We start from the raw sequence: 16,378 nt of genomic DNA on the forward strand, positions 1-16,378 counted from the left end.
CAGCCATCATAAGATGGTTATCTTGTACTGAATACATAGGTGCAAGAGGCGAACCAGGGGAACTGAAACATCTAAGTACCCTGAGGAAAAGAAATCAACCGAGATTCCCTTAGTAGTGGCGAGCGAACGGGGACTAGCCCTTAAGTTGATTTGAGATTAGCGGAACGCTCTGGAAAGTGCGGCCATAGTGGGTGATAGCCCTGTACGCGAAAATCTCTTATCAATGAAATCGAGTAGGACGGAGCACGAGAAACTTTGTCTGAATATGGGGGGACCATCCTCCAAGGCTAAATACTACTGACTGACCGATAGTGAACTAGTACCGTGAGGGAAAGGCGAAAAGAACCCCGGAGAGGGGAGTGAAATAGATCCTGAAACCGTATGCGTACAAGCAGTGGGAGCAGACTTTGTTCTGTGACTGCGTACCTTTTGTATAATGGGTCAGCGACTTATTTTCAGTGGCGAGCTTAACCGAATAGGGGAGGCGTAGCGAAAGCGAGTCTTAATAGGGCGTCTAGTCGCTGGGAATAGACCCGAAACCGGGCGATCTATCCATGGGCAGGTTGAAGGTTGGGTAACACTAACTGGAGGACCGAACCGACTACCGTTGAAAAGTTAGCGGATGACCTGTGGATCGGAGTGAAAGGCTAATCAAGCTCGGAGATAGCTGGTTCTCCTCGAAAGCTATTTAGGTAGCGCCTCATGTATCACTGTAGGGGGTAGAGCACTGTTTCGGCTAGGGGGTCATCCCGACTTACCAAACCGATGCAAACTCCGAATACCTACAAGTGCCGAGCATGGGAGACACACGGCGGGTGCTAACGTCCGTCGTGAAAAGGGAAACAACCCAGACCGTCAGCTAAGGTCCCAAAGTTATGGTTAAGTGGGAAACGATGTGGGAAGGCTTAGACAGCTAGGAGGTTGGCTTAGAAGCAGCCACCCTTTAAAGAAAGCGTAATAGCTCACTAGTCGAGTCGGCCTGCGCGGAAGATGTAACGGGGCTCAAACCATACACCGAAGCTACGGGTATCACCTTCGGGTGATGCGGTAGAGGAGCGTTCTGTAAGCCTGTGAAGGTGAGTTGAGAAGCTTGCTGGAGGTATCAGAAGTGCGAATGCTGACATGAGTAACGACAATGGGTGTGAAAAACACCCACGCCGAAAGACCAAGGTTTCCTGCGCAACGTTAATCGACGCAGGGTTAGTCGGTCCCTAAGGCGAGGCTGAAAAGCGTAGTCGATGGAAAACAGGTTAATATTCCTGTACTTCTGGTTATTGCGATGGAGGGACGGAGAAGGCTAGGCCAGCTTGGCGTTGGTTGTCCAAGTTTAAGGTGGTAGGCTGGAATCTTAGGTAAATCCGGGATTCTAAGGCCGAGAGCTGATGACGAGTGTTCTTTTAGAACACGAAGTGGTTGATGCCATGCTTCCAAGAAAAGCTTCTAAGCTTCAGGTAACCAGGAACCGTACCCCAAACCGACACAGGTGGTTGGGTAGAGAATACCAAGGCGCTTGAGAGAACTCGGGTGAAGGAACTAGGCAAAATGGCACCGTAACTTCGGGAGAAGGTGCGCCGGTGAGGGTGAAGGACTTGCTCCGTAAGCTCATGCCGGTCGAAGATACCAGGCCGCTGCGACTGTTTATTAAAAACACAGCACTCTGCAAACACGAAAGTGGACGTATAGGGTGTGACGCCTGCCCGGTGCCGGAAGGTTAATTGATGGGGTTAGCTAACGCGAAGCTCTTGATCGAAGCCCCGGTAAACGGCGGCCGTAACTATAACGGTCCTAAGGTAGCGAAATTCCTTGTCGGGTAAGTTCCGACCTGCACGAATGGCGTAACGATGGCGGCGCTGTCTCCACCCGAGACTCAGTGAAATTGAAATCGCTGTGAAGATGCAGTGTATCCGCGGCTAGACGGAAAGACCCCGTGAACCTTTACTATAGCTTTGCACTGGACTTTGAATTTGCTTGTGTAGGATAGGTGGGAGGCTTTGAAGCGTGGACGCCAGTTCGCGTGGAGCCATCCTTGAAATACCACCCTGGCAACTTTGAGGTTCTAACTCAGGTCCGTTATCCGGATCGAGGACAGTGTATGGTGGGTAGTTTGACTGGGGCGGTCTCCTCCTAAAGAGTAACGGAGGAGTACGAAGGTGCGCTCAGACCGGTCGGAAATCGGTCGTAGAGTATAAAGGCAAAAGCGCGCTTGACTGCGAGACAGACACGTCGAGCAGGTACGAAAGTAGGTCTTAGTGATCCGGTGGTTCTGTATGGAAGGGCCATCGCTCAACGGATAAAAGGTACTCCGGGGATAACAGGCTGATACCGCCCAAGAGTTCATATCGACGGCGGTGTTTGGCACCTCGATGTCGGCTCATCACATCCTGGGGCTGAAGCCGGTCCCAAGGGTATGGCTGTTCGCCATTTAAAGTGGTACGCGAGCTGGGTTTAGAACGTCGTGAGACAGTTCGGTCCCTATCTGCCGTGGACGTTTGAGATTTGAGAGGGGCTGCTCCTAGTACGAGAGGACCGGAGTGGACGAACCTCTGGTGTTCCGGTTGTCACGCCAGTGGCATTGCCGGGTAGCTATGTTCGGGAAAGATAACCGCTGAAAGCATCTAAGCGGGAAACTTGCCTCAAGATGAGATCTCACTGGAACCTTGAGTTCCCTGAAGGGCCGTCGAAGACTACGACGTTGATAGGTTGGGTGTGTAAGCGCTGTGAGGCGTTGAGCTAACCAATACTAATTGCCCGTGAGGCTTGACCATATAACACCCAAGCAATTTGCGTCGAAGAGACCAGATTGCGGTGTGTGAAGACGAAACGAACCGAAAGTTCGATGTTCACAAACACCGAAAGCTGTCACATACCCAATTTGCTGAAGCGAGACCCTCTGGTCACGACTCAGTACCCGAATTTCTTGACGACCATAGAGCGTTGGAACCACCTGATCCCATCCCGAACTCAGCAGTGAAACGATGCATCGCCGATGGTAGTGTGGGGTTTCCCCATGTGAGAGTAGGTCATCGTCAAGATTAAATTCCGAAACCCCAATTGCGAAAGCAGTTGGGGTTTTGTTTTGCCCGTAGAAAAGTTTTTTGCGAAAAAAGGGCCGATTGGATCGGCCCTTTTTCAAGCACATCTAAACAAACGCCTGACCGGCAAAGCCTCGAGGCAAGCGCTGAAGTCCTGCCATTGCGCTCAATCGCTCGATCCATTCATTCCGCCAGTTCGCTGGGCCGTGAGCGGCTTTTGCTTGCCGTGCGATGCGTCTAGCCGCGTTGCGTTGATCTTTTCTTGCCAGTTTGAAGGCGTCGGTATTACGGCAACTGCGGCACTTCACACGATTGAGTTCTTTACTTGATGTGAGTTGTTTGCCTTTGTGGCCGCAGGCCAGATGCCCGTCGACGTTGAAATGGATAACCATTAACTGTCTCCTTCGCGACATGTAAAGGTTTGACAGCACGCATACAGCGGCGTTCTGTGACTGTGCGGCAGGCAAAAAAACACCCGCATGCGGGCGGGTGTGAGAGGTATTTCCAGAGGAGTGAGTCCACTGTAAGGACACGGATGTGATGGCTATGTGAAAAGAAATCCGTCACTGCAGCGAGAGTAAAAATACCGGACAGCCGAAAGCGCGGTGACGCTTGTGCCACCGCTCATGAGGCCCAGGGCCAGCGTTATCTGAATCGAGGCAGTGGCCGATCGACAGGTTTGAGCGCCGACAGTGTGTTGCGAATCAGCGGGGCATCCTTCTCGATGTCATTCAGGCGATCACGGATGCGCAGGGCAGTCGGGTGTCCGCCTTGGTGGTCGACCCAGTCGGCGATCTCCTTGCAGGCCGCCGCGAGTCGCGCCTGTCGGGCGTCGAGCAGGGTGAGGAGGGTGGTGATGGACTCTTTTTCGGACATGAAACACCTCCGTTCAATGAAACCGCTGAGCGGCAGCAAAAAGCCCGCGAGTTGCGAGCCTTCTGCCGTTGGGGCGCTGCTCCTTCAGCTGGTTTCAGTATAGACCCGCTTGTGTTCGGCATCAGCCGGAAGACTCGCGGGCCGGTATGGGTGAACTGACTGCGTTGAGACGATTGCATTCGCGTCGTGCATCATCTTCGGCATCGTAGCCATCACCGATGAAACCATTTGTGCGTGTATCGCAAATGCGGAACCAACCAATGGCTTCGGCGGGATCATGCTGGCTGTCCCCGGCGCGTCGACCGTGAATGATGATCTTGTTGCAACGCTTCACGACGAATATGTCTTCCATGGCGTCACCGCAGCTGATTCGTGTCACATCAACTATAGAAGCCCCCTGCAATCGTGCAAAAAATAGACAGGTCAACTCGTCGGTTGCAAATGCCAGCCTTCGGCGTGCCAATGCAAATCATGGGTCGGGTTTAACGCGCGTAGAAACGCCTGGTCGTGGGAAACCGCGACAATTGCTCCGGGGAATGTCTGCAAGGCATGCTCGAAAGCTTCTACCGATGCCAGGTCAAGATGATTGGTCGGTTCATCAAGCAGCAACAATTGCGCGGGCACCTGACGCCACAGCGCCAGGGCAAGCGCGGCTTTCAAGCGCTCACCGCCACTGAGCGAGGCACAGGGCAGGATGACACGCTGCGCGCTCAGTTGCAGGTGTGCCAGATAACTGCGCAAGGTGCCTTCATCCAAGGGCGTTTGCTGCGCCTGTAGTTGTTCAACGATGGATGTCCGATCATCCAGTAGCGTCAGTTGCTGATCGAGAAAGGCAAACGGTACGTGGGTCGTGCATTCACCGGACCCCGGTATCAGTTCACCGGCCAGCATGTTCAGCAGAGTCGATTTGCCGCAACCATTGGGGCCGCTGACGGCAATGCGCATCGGCCCGTGTATCGCGAGGTTCAGCCGGGTCGAGGGCGCGTCGAGCGGTAGCCACGGCAGGCAGGCATCAAGCAGCGTGCAGACTTGTCGGCTACTCGGCACAACGCTGCCTGGCAGGTTGATCAAGACCTCGCTGTCTGGCACAACATGCGCATAGGCGTCACGCACACGGCTGTCCAGATCGGTTTTACGTGCCTGGTGGCCGAGGCGAACATGCCCCATGATTTCCTTCGCGGCGGCTTTCATCGCCGCCCGCTCGAAGCCGGAAACGTTAGCAGTTTGCGCATTGCGTCGGCTGCCGGCGGCATGGCGCTGGATCGTATCGTGCTCGCGTTGCAGTCGTGAACGTTCGCGTTGGCGTTCGATCCGGGCTTGATCAAGTTGTGCCTGCGCCGCTGCCTCGTGGATTCGGCGCTGTTGCACAAACTCGGAATAGCTCCCGGTGAAAACGGTCGCGCCTAATGGTGTGAGCTCGACGATTCGCTGCATTCGTTCCAGCAACTGCCGATCATGGCTGACGACTATCAGCCCTCCGCGCCATGCCTCAAGTGTTTTCATCAGCCATTGCCGGCCGGCGCTGTCGAGGTGATTGGTCGGCTCATCCAGCACCAGTAACTGCGCTTCACTCAACAGCGCGCCAATCAGGGCGATCCTGGCTTGCTGGCCACCACTGAGCGCCCTGGTCAGATCGCTGGCTGCGATGTGGGGCAACCCGGCGCCATCCAGTAACTGCCGCAAGCGATCCGGCAAATCCCAGCGCTCACCAATAAGGTCAAAATCATCCGCACTGGCGCAGCCCAGATTGAGTCGTTCCAGCGCCGCCAGTATCGGCGCCGTGCCTGTAGCCTCTGCCACCGTTTGTCCGGGTGTGGGGACGAAGGTTTGTGAAACGTAGTTCACCGAAACCGAACTCACCACGCTGCCGGCGGTAGGCTGCAAGTGTCCGGCAATCAGCCGTGCAAGCACGCTTTTACCGATGCCATTGCGACCGACGATAGCGGTTGGCAGGTAATCGAAGTTCAGATTCAGTGCATTGAAAATCGTCTCGCCGTTGGCGAATTGAAAACCCGTTTGATTCAGGGAGACGAGTGCAGGCGTACGCGAGACGTGAGTCATCGGCACCTCCAGAAAAATGTCGTGAAAACTGACAAGCGCCACTGAGCGACCTGTCGCGATTACATTTTCAGAGAGCCGGGTTGTTCACTTCTGCGATCATCCTGAGGAGGGAAAGGTGGCTAGCCTAGAGGACGACGCGCAGTTGATCAAGTCGCGTCGGCCATTTCACTCATTCGTTCGAGAAACATCGCCAGCGCCACTTCTTCGGCGCGCAGGCCTTTGCGCACGCGGGGGCGTGGTAATTCGGCGAGGGCGCCGAGCATGAATTTCTCCACCACTGCCGGGTGGATGTAGCACTTGCGACAAACTGCTGGCGTGTTGCCCAGCTGTTTGGCGACGCCTTTGACCATCTCCACGACATGCCGTTTGGCTTCGGTTTCCGACTCATGTTTGAGTTCGCGTAAAACCGCCAATGCCAGGGCGCTTCCGGCCCAGGTGCGATAGTCCTTGGCGGTAAAGTCGGCGCCGGTCAGGGTTTGCAGGTAGGTGTTGACGTCGGAAGAGCTGACGGTATGCCGTTCGCCATGTTCATCCAGATACTGAAACAGGTTCTGACCGGGGATCTCCAGGCAGCGCTTGATGATGCGTGCCAGACGTCGATCCTTCACCGTGATCTGGTGTTCGATACCGCTCTTGCCGCGAAACTGGAACAGAATCGCGCTGCCGTTGACCTCGACATGCCGACTGCGCAGGGTGGTCAGTCCATAAGAACGGTTGTCCCGCGCATACTGCGTGTTGCCGACCCGGATCAGGGTGGCGTCGAGCAGGGTGATCACCGTGGCCATGACTTTGTCGCGACTGAAACCGGGTGCTGCCAACAGCGCTTCCAATTGCTTGCGCAGCTTCGGTAACGCCATGCCGAACTCACGAAGCCGCGAGTATTTGTCGGCATCGCGCACTTCGCGCCAGCGTGCGTGATAGCGGTATTGTTTGCGACCGCGTGCATCGCGCCCGGTGGCTTGCAGGTGGCCACGCGGGTCGGGGCATATCCACACTTCGGTATAGGCAGGTGGCACCGCGAGGGCGTTGATGCGTTTGATTTCGTCCGCATCGGTAATGCGCTGACCCGACGGCTCGAAATAGTTGAATTTGCCGCGCAGCTTTTTGCGAGTGAAACCGGGCTGCGCGTCATCGACGTAATGCAGGTCGGATGGCAGGGCGTCGGTCAGCTCGGTGTCGGGCATGGCAGCTTCCTTGGATGGCGGCGGTCTGTAAAACGATTGACCGCACACCTACGCCGTCGTGCCGAATTATTTAGGCCAGCACCGCGACTGCCTTGATCTGTGCCCAGAGTTGCTGGCCCGGATGCACGCCCAGTTGGTCGCGGGAGAACCGTGTAATGCGCGCCAACAACGGCGTGCCGCCAGCGTCGAGACGGATCAGCACATGGGCGGCATTGTCTGCCGCCTGTTCGCTGACTACCGTGACCGGCAGGCGGTTGAGGATGCTGCTCAACTCGCTGTTTTGCAGGGTCAGGCTGATGTCCCGCGCATGTACCTTGCAACGCAAGGCCTGGCCGACCGACATCGGTTCGTGGGTCACGCGAATATTCATCTCGGTGGCCGGCAGTTGCAGGCTCAACAACTGATAATCGGCATCGTAGGCACTGACCTGGCCCTCGATGATCACGCCGGCGTCATCACCCATCGCCATTGGCAGATCGAGCCGGGCGAGGGTTTCGCCGATCGGGCCGCTGGCCAAGGCCTTGCCGTCGCTCAGTAACACCAGATGATCGGCCAAGCGCGCGACTTCATCCTGCGCATGGCTGACATATAAAACCGGAATGTCCAATTCGTCATGCAGACGTTGCAGATACGGCAGAATTTCGTTTTTGCGCTGACTGTCGAGCGCCGCCAGTGGCTCGTCCATCAACAGCAATTTCGGGCTGGTCAGCAGTGCCCGGGCGATGCCGACACGCTGACGCTCGCCGCCGGAAAGATGCTGCGGATGACGCTCAAGCAAATGTCCGATGCCCAACAGTTCGGTGGCTTGCGCCAGGTCGACCCGACGCTGGGATTTGGCGATACGCTTGAGGCCGAACTGCAGATTGGCGATGACCGACAAGTGAGGAAACAAGCTGGCTTCTTGAAACACGTAACCCAGTGCGCGTTTGTGCGGCGGGACAAAAATACCGTTGTCGCTGTCTTGCCAGACTTCATCGTTGATCCGGACAAAGCCATGCTCGGCACGTTCAAGCCCGGCAATGCAGCGCAAGCAAGTGGTTTTGCCGGAGCCGGAGTGGCCGAACAGCGCGGTGACGCCACGCCCCGGCAAATGCAGATCGACATCCAGGCTGAAGCCTGAGTAAGCAAGTTGCAGACGTGCATCGATCATCAATCAGCTCCAGCCCGCGCGGGTCTTGCGGCTGGAGTACAGCGCCAGCAACACCAGAAACGAAAACACCAGCATCGCGCCAGCCAGCCAGTGGGCCTGGGCATATTCCATCGCTTCGACGTGGTCGTAGATTTGTACAGAGACGACTCGGGTCTTGTCGGGAATGTTGCCGCCGATCATTAGCACCACGCCGAACTCACCGACGGTGTGCGCGAAGCCGAGAATGGCTGCGGTGACGAAACCGGGGCGAGCCAGCGGCAGAATCACGCTGAAAAAGGTGTCCCACGGATTGGCGCGCAAGGTCGCGGCCACTTCCAGTGGGCGGGTACCGATCGCCGAGAACGCGTTTTGCAACGGTTGCACCACGAACGGCATGGAATAGATCACCGAACCGATCACCAGTCCGGTGAAACTGAACGTCAGGGTGCCAAGGCCCAGCCACTGAGTGAACTGGCCGAGGAACCCGTGCGGCCCCATCATCAGCAATAGGTAAAAGCCGATGACGGTCGGTGGCAGCACAAGGGGCAGGGCGACGATGGCCCCGATCGGGCCGCGCAACCATGAGCGGGTGCGCGACAGCCACAGGGCAATCGGAGTGCCGACAACCAACAGGATCGCAGTGGTCAGGGACGCGAGTTTCAGGGTCAGCCAGATCGCCGCGAAATCGGCACTCGTCAGCGACATTTAGAGTTGGTAACCGTAAGACTTGATCACCGCAGCGGCTTTCGGGCCTTTGAGGTATTCAACCAGTGCCTTGGCGGCAGCGTTGTCCTTGCCTTTGTTGAGGATGACCGCGTCCTGTTTGATCGGGTCATGCATGCTGGCCGGCACGATCCACGCCGAACCGCTGGTGACTTTGCCGTCCTTGTAGATCTGCGACAGCGCCACGAAACCCAGCTCGGCGTTACCAGTGGAGACGAACTGGTAGGCCTGAGTGATGTTCTGGCCTTCAACGATCTTGGCTTTGGTCGCTTCAGTCAGTTTCAGTTTTTCCAGCACTTGCGTGGCGGCCAGGCCATAAGGCGCGGCTTTTGGGTTGGCGATGGACAGGTGCTGGTATTCGTTTTTCTTCAGAACCTCACCCTTGGCATCGACGTAACCGTCCTTGGCCGACCACAGCGCCAGGGTGCCGATGGCGTAAGTGAAGCGCGAGCCCTTGACGGTATCGCCTTCTTTTTCGAGCTTTTCCGGGGTGGTGTCGTCAGCCGAAAGGAACACTTCGAACGGCGCGCCGTTCTTGATCTGGGTGTAGAACTGGCCGGTGGCGCCGTAGGCTGCGACCAGTTTGTGACCAGTGTCTTTCTCGAAATCGGCAGCGATGGCCTGGATCGGTGCGGTGAAGTTAGCGGCAACCGCCACCTGCACTTCATCGGCCTGGGCAGCGCCGATGGCGAACACGGCGAGCAAAGAGGCCAGGCAGGTAGGGGCAAAACGTGAGGCACGAATGGTCATGTAACAGCTCCGTTGTTGGCAGGTGCAGGCGGCAGTTATTGTTGGAGGTGGACTGCCTATGCGAGGGGTGAAATCGCTATATAGCGAAATATATAGCGAAATGCCGGCAAACAGGAAGCGCTGTTAATAAATGGGGTGAGGCATTTTGTCCTCACCCTGTTTGGGTTCAACGGTGTGTCAGCTTCGCCAGTGCATCCTCTCCCAACTGCCGAGTCAGTTCGGCGCTGCTCAGATCCCGGCCCAACGTGAAAGCCTGACCGGCCCAGAGGTTGGCGAATTGTGCATCATCTTTCGCTCGCAGGGGCATCAGGGCACCACCGGCCAAAGGAAATGCCGGCGCTTTCGGTGATATCGGGCCGAGTTCGCGCATCACGCGATTGAGAATACCCCGCGCCGGACGTCCGGTGAAAATGTTGGTGACGGCTGTTTCACTTTCTTTGGCCGTGCGCAGAGCCTTGTGATGCGAGGCGCTGATTTTCGCTTCCGGGGTGAACAGATAAGCGGTGCCCACCTGTACCGCCGAGGCGCCCAGCATGAATGCCGCGGCTACGCCTCGAGCATCGGCAATCGCCCCGGCGGCAATCACCGGTACTTTGACCGCGTCGACGATCTGCGGCACCAGTGCAAACGTGCCGACCTGGCTGCTCAAATCATCGCTGAGAAACATCCCGCGATGGCCGCCAGCCTCATAGCCCATGGCGATAATCGCGTCGCAGCCGTTCTGTTCAAGCCAGATCGCCTCATCGACGGTGGTAGCGGATGAGAGGATTTTCGCGCCGGTTGCCTTGACGCGATCAAGCAGGGATTTTTCCGGCAGACCAAAATGGAAACTCACGACTTCAGGTCGAAATTCCTCAAGTAATTCGCAGGCGGCCGCATCAAATGGCGCCCGGTTGGAAACCGGAGTCGGTGCATCGAAGTCGACGCCCAGTTCGCGGTAGTACGGCTCCAGCAGATTCTTCCACTCAATCGCGCGCTGCTCATCGGCGGCGGGTGGCTGATGGCAGAAGAAGTTCACGTTGAACGGTTTCTCGGTGTTGGCGCGAATCGTCTTCAGCTCTTCGCGCAGTTGCTCAATGCTCAGCATTGCCGCCGGCATTGACCCCAGGCCTCCGGCGTTGCACACGGCGATCACCATGGATGAATTGGTGGCACCGGCCATCGGGCCCTGGATGATCGGCAGTTCAATACCGAGCAGATCGAGAAGGCGGGTATCTGGCCATTGGCTCATTGAAGCGGTACTCCGAACGATGAAACGGGGCAGGGAGGCAGAGCCGGTTTTTTAACAGCAAAACCCGACTCAGGGCCACTCTGAAATTCAGAACACCGTGCGTTGCAGACTGTCAGCGTCGATGGAGTCCGCCTCCGCCGCCACCAAAGGAATGGTTCATGAATTGCGAAGAGTTGTGAAAGTTGCTGGTGCGCTGGTTGCCGAAGTTTCGAGCGGCGGACTCTCGATTGAGGTTCTGCAGTTGCGCGTTGTTGTTGACCGGCGCATTGCGCGTACCACCGGCGCCGACCATCGATTGCCAGCCGTTGTCGGTCTTCTTGTAGACGTTGCCATCGTGTCCGGCGTAAACGTTGTCGCCGACGTGTGCGGCGCCGCCGTTGCGCCCACGAACCCCGCCATATTGGGTGGTGTTGCCGGTATTGGGGTTGTACACGGCACCGCGATTGGCGGTGACTTGCGTGCCGTTGCGCACATTGCCTGCCGTGACTTTCTGGCCAGCGATCGCTCCGCCATTCGGACCGACCGCCGCACCACTGCGCCCCGCTGCATAGTTGCCGGTGTAGACGTTATGCACCGCTCCTCGTTGGCCGGCAGCCGCCACGCCCGTACGCGAGTTATAGGAGGCGCCGACCTGGCCCGCCCAGCGATTGCCGGTCCAGGCGTTGTAACCGGCGCCATAGCGGCTGACTGTCGCCCGATCACCCCACTGGTGATAGATGTTTCCCGTTGTGCCGGCCCAACCACCCGGTCCCCATGCCACGGCGCCACCGTGGTAGCCGTAAGCGGCACCGCCCCAGGCCAGTGGCGCCGGGTACAAGTGCGGACCCCAGGCGTATCCCCAGCCATAATTGCCCCACCACGGATACGCGCCCCAGCCCCAACCCATGGCGACGGTGCTGCCGCCCCAGCTCCAGCCAAAGCCGAAACCGAAGGTCCAACCGGTCCAGGGTGTATAGCGGATGGCGACGCCAAAGCCATAGGTCACCGGTGGCCCGTACCAGACACTGCCGACCCACGGCGTATAGGGATAACCGGTGCCGTACACCACAACGCCGGTGGCGGGATCCAGATTCGAGCCCTGATAACCCGGGGTGTAGCCGACGACTACGGTATCGCCACTGGCCTCGTAGACTTTGACGTAAGTGAGGTAATGCATCGGCGAACTCGGTGGGATCGAATAGATCACCGCCGGCACGGAGCTCGCCACGACCCACGGGCCATTGACGCTAGTGGCGGTAAACCAGATCCCGTTTTCCACCGCATACCAACTGTTGTTGTCGACCCGGATGATCGGCGTTGCGCTGTTGACTACATATTGCAGCGGCGTGGTGTTGATGGCCTTGAGTTGCGGTTCGCCATCGAATTGCGGCGCGGTCATTTTTACCGCGCTTTTCTTGATCGCCGAGGTCTGCGGGATGGTCGCGGCAATCGCCGCCTCTTTGGCTTGCGGAGTGCCGGCGACCGAGGCCTTGACGTTTTCTTTCGGGCTGTCGTCGGGGATGTTGGCGAAGTCGGCCGGCAGTTTGTCTGCCGGGGTAAACGTCCACGGGCCGTTCATGTCGCTGGCGCGAAACCAACGACCGGAGATCAGCACATAACTGTTCTGGTCACCGATTTCCTTGAAAATATGTCCGGTGGTATTGCTCACGTACAACAGGCTGGTGCCCTGGATCGGTGACCACTGTGCGGCGCCGTCGGTCACCAGCAGTTCGGTCGGTGTGGTGGCGATGAAAATCTTCGGCTGCGGTGGTTTGGCCAGGCTGGGGATTTTGTCTTTCGGATCACTTTGCCCGGTCAACAGATCCACCTGCCGGGTCTTGATCGCAGCCTGTTTGGCTTTCTCCAGATCGGCGGGCGGCGAGGGCAGGCGCGCGTAATCGCCGCTCAACTGGTCGGCGACCATCCAGCCGTCAAACACATGCAGGTAATGTTTGCCCTGGGCATCCTTGAGCAGCAAGGGACGGGTATTGATGACGCGTTGCAATGCGGTGCCTTCCACCGGCCGGTAAGCCGCATCGCCATCGATATAAACCAGCAGCGCCGGAACATCGGAACTGATGATCGCCGGCGGGGTGTTTTCCAGCGGTGCGCTGTCGGCTTTCTGTTCAGCCGACAACACGCCGACGGCGGCTTCCAGTTGATCCAGTGAAATGGTTTTCTTGCGATTGGCCGCGTCTTTTTGCAGCGCCGCAACCCAGGTGTCAGCCTGACTGGCGTCAGCCGGGAAATCAGCCTTGATGATTTTGTACTGGTCGAGTGCGACCCACCGTGTGGCCTTGTCGACCAGCGTATGGGCGCTGAACTGGACAATGCCGTAGGTGGACTTGCCATCGGCGCCAGTGGCTTCAACGGCGGCGCGGGCATTGAGGGTGTAACCATCCCAATTATCGAGTTGCGGCTGGTACACCGTCAGTTTGGCCTTGCCGCTGGTGATGACTTGCGGCCATGTCGGCTCGCTCGGGGCTGCGTCAGTGGTCGTGGCAGCTGGTGCCGCCCAGGCGTTGCCCAAGGCCAAGAGGCCCAGCATCAGCATCACTAATAGCGAGCGCGGGTAAGACATTGTCAGCTCCATCGACAGACCGGTTTTTGAAAGAAAAACAGCAAAAGCAGCATCGTCGAAAAAGCATAGTCGCCAGCTCCGGAAACACCCGGCAAATTCAGGGATTGGCGGAAAGTCGAGTGTGGCAATGTGTTGCGATGTGGTATTTCAAGGTGGAGAACCTGAAACCCATCGACGAGAGGCAGCCATGTTCAACGGCATTTTGATCAATAAAGACGACAGCGGTTATCACGCCAACCTTCAACAGATCAACGAAGAACAACTGCCTGAGGGCAATGTGACGGTCAACGTCGCGTACAGCACGCTGAACTTCAAGGACGGCTTGGCGATTACCGGCAGCAGCCCGGTGGTGCGCAAGTTTCCACTGGTGCCGGGGATCGATCTGGCAGGCACTGTCGAGGTCAGTTCGCACCCTGACTATAAAGTTGGCGATCAGGTGCTGCTCAACGGTTGGGGCGTGGGCGAGAGTCATTGGGGTGGCCTGGCGCAAAAAGCCCGGCTAAACGGTGACTGGCTGATTCCGTTGCCCAAGGCATTTTCTCCCGCACAGGCCATGGCTATCGGCACGGCGGGTTACACCGCAATGTTGTGCATTCTGGCGCTGGAACGTAATGGCGTGACGCCGGAGCAAGGCGAAGTGCTGGTGACGGGCGCTAATGGCGGCGTTGGCAGTTTCGCCATCGCCCTGTTGAGCAAGCTCGGCTATCGGGTGGTAGCGTCCACGGGCCGGGTTTCCGAGCATGAGTACCTGAAGCAATTGGGCGCCAGTGAAATCATTGATCGCGCGACCCTGTCCGAGCCGGGCAAGCCGCTGGCGAAAGAACGTTGGGCGGCGGTGATCGATTCGGTCGGCAGCCATACGCTGGCCAACGCCTGCGCCAGTACCCGTTCAGAAGGCACCGTTGCGGCGTGCGGTCTGGCGCAAGGCATGGATTTCCCGGCATCTGTGGCGCCGTTTATTCTGCGTGGCGTGACGCTCGCCGGAATCAACAGCGTGACCCAGCCCAAGGCTCGTCGACTTGAGGCGTGGGATCGGCTGGCCAAAGACCTGGATTTCGGGTTGCTGTCCGTGATCAGTCACGAAATTGCCTTGAGCGAAGCCATTGAGGCGGCACCGAAATTGCTCGCGGGACAGTTGCGCGGCAGGGTTGTCGTCGACGTCAATCGCTGACAAAGTAGGCGCCATCGCGGCTCTGCGGGGCCGCACTTCTAATCAAGGGAGTGGCACTTTCGATGGATTTGAAACGGCAACAGATCGAATCGTTCACGGTTTCAGGCGTTCAAGTACGCACGACCAACGCAGCAGAACACAAACCCGATACAGCGAAAATCGGCCCGATGTGGGGCGACTTTTTCAGTAAAGGTCTGGCCGAAGAGATGCCCGGCAAACAAACCGGTTCACCGGTGTATGGCGTGTACTCGGCTTACCAGTCGGATGCTTCGGGCGAGTTTGATGTCACGGCCGGCGTCGCGGTCAACAAGCTGGCCGAGAACTTTAAGTCGATAGTCATCGAAGCGGGCGACTATCTGGTCTTCGAAGCGCAAGGTCCAATGCCTGAGGCAGTGATCTCGACATGGGGCAAAGTCTGGAGCTTCTTCGAAGCCAATCCGCAGATCCAGCGTCGATTCGCCACTGACTTCGAGGCCTACACCGGCCCCGAAGCAGTGTCGATCTACATCGGCGTGCGCTAGGGCTGCGTTTCGCGTTCGAGCAGTTGCCGTTTACGTTCGACACCCCACCGGTACCCGGAAAGATTGCCATCGCTGCGAACCACGCGATGGCAAGGAATCGCTACGGCCAAACGGTTGGCGCCGCAGGCCTGAGCCACGGCGCGCATGGACGTCGGTGCGCCGATGCGCTGGGCAATCTCGCCGTAGCTCGCGGTACTGCCAACCGGAATTTCCCGCAGCGCCTGCCACACGCGCTCCTGAAACGCCGTGCCGCGCACGTCCAGCGGCAGGTCCAGGCCAATGGCCGGGGTTTCGATAAAACCCACCACTTTGGCGATCAACTCTTCAAACCCGGCATCGGCACCTATCAGGTTGGCTTTGCGGAATTGATCCTGCAGGTCGCACACCAATTGGTGAGGATCGTCGCCCAGCAGGATCGCGCAAACCCCTCGGTCGCTTTGTGCCACCAGAATGGCCCCGAGCGAGCATTGTCCAACGGCGAACCGAATGTCGTTGTTCTGCCCGGCTGCGCGGTAATCGCCGGGTTTCATGCCCAGCAACTGATCGGCGGCTTCATAGAAACGGCTGTTGGAGTTGAAGCCGGCGTCGTACAGCGCGTCGGTCACTGAACCGCCGTCCGCCAGACGTTCACGCACTCTGCGTGAGCGATGAGCTGCTGCGTAACCTTTGGGCGTCAGCCCTGTCGCGGCTTTGAACACCCGGTGAAAATGAAACGGGCTCAGGCCTGCTGTTTCAGCCAATACATTGAGTGCGGGCAAAGTTTCGGCGGATTCGATCTGGCGGCAAGCTGTTGCCACAGTGGCGGCGTGCTGCGCCGCGACATCTGTTTGATCCTTGCTGGCCCGTTTGCTCGGGCGATACCCGGCGGCTTCGGCCTCGAGGGCGGTGTCGAAAAACTCCACATTCTGTGGTTTCGGCAAACGCGCAAGGCTGCTCGGACGGCAGTAGATGCCGGTGGTTTTAACCGCGTAGACAAATTGCCCATCCGCCCGAGGGTCGCGTGCAACCACGGCGGCCCAGCGTGGATCGTCTTCGGTGTTGAGAGTGATCGACAGCGTTTTCATGAGAGTTAATCCGTTGACCTGTTTGAGTCAGGTTAATCCGCACTGTTGGACACAACACTCCGGGCCTTGCGGTCAA

The 16,378-nt window shown here is 57.9% G+C and carries 13 protein-coding genes, 2 rRNA genes and 1 pseudogene; 4 read left to right on the top strand and 12 right to left on the bottom strand.

Translation table 11 applies throughout. The annotated features are described in order from the left end of the window. Positions 1-2,765: ribosomal RNA gene (locus tag ACIOWE_RS00005) — 23S ribosomal RNA — on the top strand; the annotation flags it as partial. Between the two features lie 151 nt (positions 2,766-2,916). Further along, a 5S ribosomal RNA gene (gene rrf, locus ACIOWE_RS00010) occupies positions 2,917-3,032 on the top strand. Between the two features lie 107 nt (positions 3,033-3,139). Here rrf and ACIOWE_RS00015 read toward each other — a convergent pair. The 11 genes and pseudogenes from ACIOWE_RS00015 to ACIOWE_RS00065 form a co-directional block, all read right to left on the bottom strand. Continuing rightward, positions 3,140-3,424 carry a hypothetical protein gene (locus ACIOWE_RS00015; RefSeq protein WP_401385730.1) on the bottom strand — a complete coding sequence of 95 codons (285 nt, stop codon included), beginning with the start codon at positions 3,422-3,424 and terminating at the stop codon, positions 3,140-3,142. A gap of 253 nt (positions 3,425-3,677) precedes the next feature. After that, complete coding sequence (locus tag ACIOWE_RS00020) at positions 3,678-3,908, bottom strand: hypothetical protein (RefSeq protein WP_008082703.1); 231 nt, start codon at positions 3,906-3,908, stop codon at positions 3,678-3,680. 121 nt (positions 3,909-4,029) lie between these two features. Beyond that, on the bottom strand, positions 4,030-4,260 hold the full coding sequence (locus ACIOWE_RS00025; protein WP_401385733.1) for a hypothetical protein: 231 nt from the start codon (positions 4,258-4,260) through the stop codon (positions 4,030-4,032). 71 nt (positions 4,261-4,331) lie between these two features. Then, a complete protein-coding gene (locus tag ACIOWE_RS00030) occupies positions 4,332-5,411 on the bottom strand; it encodes an ATP-binding cassette domain-containing protein (protein WP_401386449.1) in 1,080 nt (359 codons plus the stop codon). A 90-nt stretch (positions 5,412-5,501) separates the two neighbouring features. Then, a pseudogene (locus ACIOWE_RS00035) lies at positions 5,502-5,855 on the bottom strand (ATP-binding cassette domain-containing protein); the annotation flags it as partial. A gap of 260 nt (positions 5,856-6,115) precedes the next feature. Then, positions 6,116-7,153 (bottom strand): DNA topoisomerase IB, encoded by a 1,038-nt coding sequence (locus tag ACIOWE_RS00040; RefSeq protein ID WP_401385736.1) that lies wholly within the window; start codon positions 7,151-7,153, stop codon positions 6,116-6,118. Between the two features lie 70 nt (positions 7,154-7,223). Further along, on the bottom strand, positions 7,224-8,303 hold the full coding sequence (gene modC / locus ACIOWE_RS00045) for a molybdenum ABC transporter ATP-binding protein (RefSeq protein ID WP_401385739.1): 1,080 nt from the start codon (positions 8,301-8,303) through the stop codon (positions 7,224-7,226). A 3-nt stretch (positions 8,304-8,306) separates the two neighbouring features. Beyond that, on the bottom strand, positions 8,307-8,987 hold the full coding sequence (gene modB / locus ACIOWE_RS00050) for a molybdate ABC transporter permease subunit (RefSeq protein ID WP_008082690.1): 681 nt from the start codon (positions 8,985-8,987) through the stop codon (positions 8,307-8,309). After that, the gene (gene modA, locus ACIOWE_RS00055) at positions 8,988-9,755 is read right to left on the bottom strand and encodes a molybdate ABC transporter substrate-binding protein (RefSeq protein WP_103307180.1); all 768 of its coding nucleotides are present in this window, start codon (positions 9,753-9,755) and stop codon (positions 8,988-8,990) included. Between the two features lie 166 nt (positions 9,756-9,921). After that, a complete protein-coding gene (locus ACIOWE_RS00060; protein ID WP_401385742.1) occupies positions 9,922-10,986 on the bottom strand; it encodes an NAD(P)H-dependent flavin oxidoreductase in 1,065 nt (354 codons plus the stop codon). A 112-nt stretch (positions 10,987-11,098) separates the two neighbouring features. Next, complete coding sequence (locus ACIOWE_RS00065) at positions 11,099-13,546, bottom strand: autotransporter (protein ID WP_401385745.1); 2,448 nt, start codon at positions 13,544-13,546, stop codon at positions 11,099-11,101. Between the two features lie 187 nt (positions 13,547-13,733). Between ACIOWE_RS00065 and ACIOWE_RS00070 the strand changes: the two genes are divergently transcribed. Both ACIOWE_RS00070 and ACIOWE_RS00075 read left to right on the top strand, forming a co-directional pair. Next, positions 13,734-14,717 (top strand): MDR family oxidoreductase, encoded by a 984-nt coding sequence (locus ACIOWE_RS00070; protein WP_401385748.1) that lies wholly within the window; start codon positions 13,734-13,736, stop codon positions 14,715-14,717. 62 nt (positions 14,718-14,779) lie between these two features. Then, the gene (locus tag ACIOWE_RS00075; RefSeq protein WP_401385751.1) at positions 14,780-15,238 is read left to right on the top strand and encodes a GyrI-like domain-containing protein; all 459 of its coding nucleotides are present in this window, start codon (positions 14,780-14,782) and stop codon (positions 15,236-15,238) included. On the opposite strand, the gene ada is transcribed toward ACIOWE_RS00075, so the two are convergent. Continuing rightward, positions 15,235-16,302, bottom strand: a complete 1,068-nt coding sequence (gene ada / locus ACIOWE_RS00080; protein ID WP_401385753.1) for a bifunctional DNA-binding transcriptional regulator/O6-methylguanine-DNA methyltransferase Ada — start codon at positions 16,300-16,302, stop codon at positions 15,235-15,237. The two genes, ACIOWE_RS00075 and ada, sit on opposite strands and share 4 nt — an antisense overlap. Positions 16,303-16,378 lie beyond the last annotated feature (76 nt).

Origin of the sequence: Pseudomonas sp. NPDC087598 (assembly GCF_044743525.1) — a bacterium.
GTDB lineage: Bacteria > Pseudomonadota > Gammaproteobacteria > Pseudomonadales > Pseudomonadaceae > Aquipseudomonas.

What these genes read in the sequence shown, in the direction of transcription:
- ACIOWE_RS00065 (WP_401385745.1), bottom strand. Translation starts at nt 13,546, where the DNA reads ATGTCTTACCCGCGCTCGCTATTAGTGATGCTGATGCTGGGCCTCTTG.
- ACIOWE_RS00020 (WP_008082703.1), bottom strand. Translation starts at nt 3,908, where the DNA reads ATGTCCGAAAAAGAGTCCATCACCACCCTCCTCACCCTGCTCGACGCC.
- modC (WP_401385739.1), bottom strand. Translation starts at nt 8,303, where the DNA reads ATGATCGATGCACGTCTGCAACTTGCTTACTCAGGCTTCAGCCTGGAT.
- ACIOWE_RS00040 (WP_401385736.1), bottom strand. Translation starts at nt 7,153, where the DNA reads ATGCCCGACACCGAGCTGACCGACGCCCTGCCATCCGACCTGCATTAC.
- ACIOWE_RS00030 (WP_401386449.1), bottom strand. Translation starts at nt 5,411, where the DNA reads ATGAAAACACTTGAGGCATGGCGCGGAGGGCTGATAGTCGTCAGCCAT.
- ACIOWE_RS00025 (WP_401385733.1), bottom strand. Translation starts at nt 4,260, where the DNA reads ATGGAAGACATATTCGTCGTGAAGCGTTGCAACAAGATCATCATTCAC.
- ACIOWE_RS00060 (WP_401385742.1), bottom strand. Translation starts at nt 10,986, where the DNA reads ATGAGCCAATGGCCAGATACCCGCCTTCTCGATCTGCTCGGTATTGAA.
- ACIOWE_RS00075 (WP_401385751.1), top strand. Translation starts at nt 14,780, where the DNA reads ATGGATTTGAAACGGCAACAGATCGAATCGTTCACGGTTTCAGGCGTT.
- modA (WP_103307180.1), bottom strand. Translation starts at nt 9,755, where the DNA reads ATGACCATTCGTGCCTCACGTTTTGCCCCTACCTGCCTGGCCTCTTTG.
- ada (WP_401385753.1), bottom strand. Translation starts at nt 16,302, where the DNA reads ATGAAAACGCTGTCGATCACTCTCAACACCGAAGACGATCCACGCTGG.
- modB (WP_008082690.1), bottom strand. Translation starts at nt 8,987, where the DNA reads ATGTCGCTGACGAGTGCCGATTTCGCGGCGATCTGGCTGACCCTGAAA.
- ACIOWE_RS00070 (WP_401385748.1), top strand. Translation starts at nt 13,734, where the DNA reads ATGTTCAACGGCATTTTGATCAATAAAGACGACAGCGGTTATCACGCC.
- ACIOWE_RS00015 (WP_401385730.1), bottom strand. Translation starts at nt 3,424, where the DNA reads ATGGTTATCCATTTCAACGTCGACGGGCATCTGGCCTGCGGCCACAAA.